The 1,544-nt window shown below is 45.4% G+C and carries 3 protein-coding genes; all 3 read right to left on the bottom strand.

Going from position 1 to position 1,544, the window contains the following annotated elements; genetic code table 11:
• On the bottom strand, positions 1-225 hold a 225-nt coding region (locus PRIP_RS15825; protein WP_149023866.1), incomplete at its 3' end, for an SDR family NAD(P)-dependent oxidoreductase.
• Between the two features lie 24 nt (positions 226-249).
• Complete coding sequence (locus tag PRIP_RS15820; RefSeq protein ID WP_052008998.1) at positions 250-1,224, bottom strand: ABC transporter ATP-binding protein; 975 nt, start codon at positions 1,222-1,224, stop codon at positions 250-252.
• A gap of 14 nt (positions 1,225-1,238) precedes the next feature.
• On the bottom strand, positions 1,239-1,544 hold a 306-nt coding region (locus tag PRIP_RS15815), incomplete at its 5' end, for an ABC transporter permease (RefSeq protein ID WP_036102616.1).

The raw sequence follows: 1,544 nt of genomic DNA, 5'->3' as shown, positions 1-1,544 counted from the left end.
GTCGGTTGAAAGCTGGCAAAAAAGCGCGGCCATGGCTTCCGGATGCGTGATATCTGCTTCCACAAATTGAAAATGCGCAGAATCGAGCAGATGCGCAATATTCGCACGTTTGCCAGAAGATAAATTATCTACGCACAACACCTCATAGCCGTCCGCCACATAGGTATCACAGACATGGGACCCAATAAATCCGGCACCGCCTGTTACTAAAACTCTTTTTTTCATTGTCTCCACCTTACTGCAAGCTCCTTAGGAAAAATTCCAAAAACTCGCGATTATTTCATATACTTTGGTTGCCAAATGGCTGGATTCCATCAACATCGCACTGACTAGGACGAGTATCCAAAGCGCACTCAAGTACCACAGCGTGCCCCGTTGCGAGCCTGTGCCTTCTTTTTGGGATGGGTAGGCTGGTTGTTCTTGATGAAGGCTAGTGTCCATCTGTCGTTGTTTACACTCTGTTTGATAGGCCTGTTTCTCTTCTTTGGACCATTTATTATACTGATGAACAAATTTGCTGTATTCAAGCCCCACTTCTTGTGCGGGACCATCAAGACGCACTTCTCCGTAATGAATCCAGATGATACGATCACACAGATTTTGTACTTGACTCAGCGAATGGCTCACGAAAAAAATGGTTTTTCCAGCCGCTTGGAATTCGGCGATTTTATCGGTGCATTTTTTATAGAATGTCGTGTCACCAACGGCTAAGGCCTCGTCAATAATGAGGATATCTGGATCGATTTGGACCGCAATCGCAAAACCTAATCGTGCTTTCATCCCACTGGAGTAACGCTTAATCGGCTGATGAATAAAACCCTGTAAATCCGCAAATTCGGTGATGGCTGGAATCATCTGTTCGATTTCTTGTGTGGAATAACCGAGCATCAAGCACTTCATCCGAATATTTTCCATGCCGGAAAGTGTCGGTTTCAATCCTGCGCCAATGGCAAGCAGTGATACTTCTCCGCGGATATGCATGTCACCATATGTTGGTAAAATAATACCAGCCAAGATGTTAGATAAGGTCGATTTCCCAGAACCGTTGAGCCCGATTAAACCGACTGTCTCGCCTTTTTTCACCGCAAACGATACATCGCGCAGCGCAAAGAAAGACGGCTTTTCTTCGGCGGGTTGGAAGATAGAAAGCAGCTGTTTGGACTGGCTGGCCAGCATACTGTATTGCTTGGCTACTTGTTTTAAGTGCACGATTGTTTCTGGCATACGTTTTTCCTCCTCTACAAATAATCCATGAAGCGGTCTTTAAATTGCAGATGCAACATCGCACCTATCCCTAGAACAAGCAGTGTCACACCCCAAAAATAAAGCGACCACCAGACATCTTGGAAAAACCATTCCCGGGAAAGAAAGGCGTCCCGGAACCCTTCGATCACATATACGATGGGATTCAACTTCAATGCTTTGGTAAGTAAGGAATCCGGGTGTGCTGTCACGTCCATCACAGCACCTGAAAGGAAAAACATTAACCGCATGACAGAGCCAATGATTAATTGATAATCTCGGAAAAGAATCGTAATCGTCGC

Origin of the sequence: Paenilisteria riparia FSL S10-1204 (genome assembly GCF_000525995.1) — a bacterium.
Classification (GTDB): domain Bacteria; phylum Bacillota; class Bacilli; order Lactobacillales; family Listeriaceae; genus Listeria_A; species Listeria_A riparia.
The sequence above is the reverse complement of the archived record's forward strand: the minus strand, read 5'-3'. Positions and strand labels throughout refer to the sequence as shown.

Excerpts from the sequence above, each read along its gene's own strand:
- PRIP_RS15820 (WP_052008998.1), bottom strand. The coding sequence starts at position 1,224 with ATGCCAGAAACAATCGTGCACTTAAAACAAGTAGCCAAGCAATACAGT.